We start from the raw sequence: 3,444 nt of genomic DNA, 5'->3' as shown, positions 1-3,444 counted from the left end.
TTCCACGCGCTGAAGAAGATCATCGACGGGCGCGGCATGAGCACCGCGGTGGGCGACGAAGGCGGCTTCGCGCCGAGCGTCGCCAGCCACGAGGCGGCGATCGACATGATCCTCGAGGCGATCGAGAAGGCGGGCTACGTCGCCGGCGCGCAGATCGCGCTCGGCCTCGACTGCGCCGCCAGCGAGTTCTACAAGGAGGGGCAGTACCGGCTCGACGGGCAGGGCCGGACGCTCGGCACTTCGGAGTGGGTCGACACCCTGGCATCGTGGTGCGAGAAGTACCCGATCATCTCCATCGAGGACGGCATGGCCGAGTCCGACTGGGACGGCTGGAAGATGCTCAACGATCGGCTCGGCGCGCGGGTGCAGCTTGTCGGCGACGACCTCTTCGTCACCAACACGAAGATCCTGAAGGAAGGCATCCAGAAGAAGGTCGCGAACTCGATCCTGATCAAGATCAACCAGATCGGCACGCTCACCGAGACCTTCGCGGCCATCGAGATGGCCAAGCGGGCCGGCTGGACCTCGGTGATCAGCCACCGCTCCGGGGAGACCGAGGACGCGACCATCGCCGACATCGCCGTCGGCACCAACGCCGGCCAGATCAAGACCGGCTCGCTGAGCCGCTCGGACCGCGTCGCCAAGTACAACCAGCTGTTGCGCATCGAGGAAGACCTCGGCGACGTCGCCGCCTACCCCGGCCGCGCCGCTTTCCACCAGCTCGGCTGACGCTGCCGTCGACATGCGCTGGATCACCCTCGCCCTCGCTGGCCTGCTCGTCCTGGTGCAGGTCGAGCTGTGGTTCGGCCGGGGCGGCGTGCCGCGGATGGTCGAGCTCAGCGCCAAGCTCGAGGCGCAGAAACTGCGCAACGAGGCCGCAAGGCGCCGCAACGAGCAGCTGTCGGCCGAGGTGAACGACCTCAAGGAAGGGCTCGAGATGGTCGAGGAGAAGGCCCGCTTCGAGCTCGGCATGATCAAGCCCGACGAGATCTTCGTGCAGCTCTCGCCGACCCGGCGATGACTTCACTCCTCGAAGCGGCGGCGCCGCTGCTGGCCAACGCCTTTGTCCTCGGGGGCATCGGCACGACCTGGCTCGAGATCGTCGCCGTCGCGCTGGCCTTCGGCATGGTGGTCATGAACATCCGCGTCAACCCGCTGGGTTGGCCCTTGGCGATCATGAGCTCGCTGCTCTACTTCCTCATCTTCTGGAACAGCCGGCTGTACGGCGACTCCGCCCTGCAGATCTTCTTCGTGGCGATCGCCGCCTGGGGCTGGTGGCAGTGGCTGCGTGGCACCGACGCCACCGGCCGACGCCTGCAGGTGCGGTCGCTCGACGGGCGCGGCCGCGCTGTCGCGCTCGGCGTGTTCGCCCTGGCCTGGCCTGCCGCCGCGCTTTTCCTCGACCGCTTCACCGACACCGACGTGCCGTGGTGGGACGCGTTCGTCACCGCCGGAAGCGTGGTCGGCCAGTGGCTGCTCGGTCGCAAGTACGTCGAGAACTGGCCGGCCTGGCTGGTCGTCAACGTGGTCGCGGCGACGCTCTTCGCCTACAAGGGCCTGTGGCTGACGAGCGTGCTCTACCTGGTGTTCCTCGCGATGTCGGTGACGGGCTGGCGCGCCTGGCGGCGCCTCGCGGCGACGCCCGTGCAGGCAGGGGCGTGACCGGCCGGGCCTTCGTGGTCGCCATCCTCGGTGCGGAGAGCACAGGCAAGACGACGCTGGCCCGGGACCTCGGCGCGACGCTCGCAAGCCGCAAGGTCGAGGTCGTCGTGGTCGAGGAATACCTGCGCGAGTTCTGCGCCGCGGCGTCGCGAACGCCGAGGCGCGAGGAGCAGCGCGGGATCGCCGCCGAGCAGACGCGGCGGATCGAGGTCGCAGCCGGCGACGCGCAGGTCGTCATCGCCGACACCACGGCATTGATGATCGCGGTCTACAGCGAGATCGTCTTCGGCGACACGAGTCTGCATGCAGAAGCCGCGGCCGCGCACGGAAGGTGCGACCTCACCTTGCTCACCGCACTCGACCTGCCCTGGATGCCCGACGGCCTCCAGCGCGACGGACCGCACGTGCGCGCGCCGGTCGACCGATGCGTGCAGGCCGCCCTCGCCCGCGCCGGTACCGGCTTCGTGCGCGTGGGCGGCGCGGGCACGGCACGGCTTGACGAGGCCTTGCGCGCGATCGACGCGAAGCGCCGGCACGGCTGCGGCTGAGCGGCGCGCGGCGGCGCTTCGCCTCAGGCAGCGCCGCCGAGGCGGACGGCGACGACGACGAAGACGCCGAGCACCAGGTTGACCATCACCTCCCAGCGGATCGCGCCGGCTGCGGCGGCGCCCTCGGGCCAGCGTCTTGCGGCCACGGCGGCATCGAGACGACGAAAGAGGACCCAGCGGATGTGCACGAAGACCGCCACCATGACCGCGAACACGACGATCATCGTGTACCAGTCGAGCGGCATGTTGAAGAGCAGGCTGGAGCGTCGCGAAGCCGACCACGCCATGCCGATCATGGCGGCGCCCGAGAGCAGGATCACGCCGATGCAGGCGGCGACCACGGCGAAGAAGCGGCGCATCGTCGCGTGCAGCAAGGCCAGGCGAAGCGGCGGCTCGAGCAGCGAAGCGGCAGGCCGAAGGCAGTGCAGCATGAAGAACATGCCGCCGACCCAGACGATGATCGCGAGCAGGTGAACGGCCTTCAGAGAGGCATACAGCACGGAAGGCTCCAGTCGGCGCGGCGGAATGCTCGCATTCTGCGTCGTCGCGAGGCGCGCGAAATTGCGACCGGTCACAAAGCAAGGTATCGTCCTTCGACCTGGGAAAGGCGGCGGGAGGCCGAACGAATGACCAAGCTCTGCTCGGTGTGCAGTACCGAAAACAGGGACGAGGCACAGTTCTGTCGCGCCTGCGGCACCGCGTTTCCAGCCATCCAGGCCACCGGCACCGACGACGAAGCACCGGCCGCAGGCGTCACCTGCGACGAGTGCGGCTTCCAGAACAAGCCCGGCATCCGCTACTGCGCGAACTGCGGCGTGAGCCTCCTCGGCACCGTCATCGTGCCGCGCTCGCGCGCTGCCGCAGCGGCGACGCCGCCGCCATCGACGGATCCTTACGCCGGGCTCAGCCCGCCGCCGATCTCCTACCCGTCTTTCGCTCCGGTCCCGCCGTATCCGGCGGAGCAGGCGTACCCGCCTGCGCGGACCCCCGAGTACAGGGAGCAGGCGCGGGTCGAGGACCCGCTCCCCGCGCAAGACTACGAGGCGACCCGCCAGCATGAAGCCGCGCACCCCGCCGACGCGAGCGCTGTCGCGATTCCGGCCGGGTCGACCGGGAGCCGCACGGCGATCGTGATCGCTGCGGTGGCATTCCTCGTCGTCGTCGGCGGCGCCGCCGCATGGTGGGCAATGGGATCGAAAGGAACGGCCGGTGCGCCCACGGCAGGTGCTTCGGC

At 69.5% G+C, this 3,444-nt stretch carries 6 protein-coding genes; 5 read left to right on the top strand and 1 reads right to left on the bottom strand.

Annotated elements, in window-relative coordinates:
* The 4 genes from eno to AC30N0_RS10735 form a co-directional block, all read left to right on the top strand.
* Window positions 1–729 (top strand): phosphopyruvate hydratase (eno, locus tag AC30N0_RS10750; RefSeq protein WP_489517908.1); only part of this gene is annotated, 729 nt, incomplete at its 5' end.
* 13 nt (window positions 730–742) lie between these two features.
* A complete protein-coding gene (ftsB, locus tag AC30N0_RS10745; protein ID WP_489517907.1) occupies window positions 743–1,021 on the top strand; it encodes a cell division protein FtsB in 279 nt (92 codons plus the stop codon).
* Entirely contained in the window at window positions 1,018–1,662 is a 645-nt protein-coding gene (pnuC, locus tag AC30N0_RS10740) for a nicotinamide riboside transporter PnuC (protein WP_489517906.1), read from the top strand. Before ftsB ends, pnuC begins: the two co-directional genes overlap by 4 nt.
* On the top strand, window positions 1,659–2,210 hold the full coding sequence (locus AC30N0_RS10735; protein ID WP_489517905.1) for an AAA family ATPase: 552 nt from the start codon (window positions 1,659–1,661) through the stop codon (window positions 2,208–2,210). The genes pnuC and AC30N0_RS10735 overlap by 4 nt, the downstream gene beginning before the upstream one ends.
* A gap of 23 nt (window positions 2,211–2,233) precedes the next feature.
* Here AC30N0_RS10735 and AC30N0_RS10730 read toward each other — a convergent pair whose 3' ends face one another.
* A complete protein-coding gene (locus AC30N0_RS10730; protein ID WP_489517904.1) occupies window positions 2,234–2,710 on the bottom strand; it encodes a CopD family protein in 477 nt (158 codons plus the stop codon).
* A gap of 126 nt (window positions 2,711–2,836) precedes the next feature.
* Between AC30N0_RS10730 and AC30N0_RS10725 the strand changes: the two genes are divergently transcribed.
* Window positions 2,837–3,444 (top strand): zinc ribbon domain-containing protein (locus AC30N0_RS10725; RefSeq protein ID WP_489517903.1); only part of this gene is annotated, 608 nt, incomplete at its 3' end.

The sequence above is a fragment of the Rhizobacter sp. genome, assembly GCF_031412495.1.
GTDB lineage: Bacteria > Pseudomonadota > Gammaproteobacteria > Burkholderiales > Burkholderiaceae_C > Schlegelella_A.
This window is presented reverse-complemented; position numbering and strand designations above follow the sequence as displayed.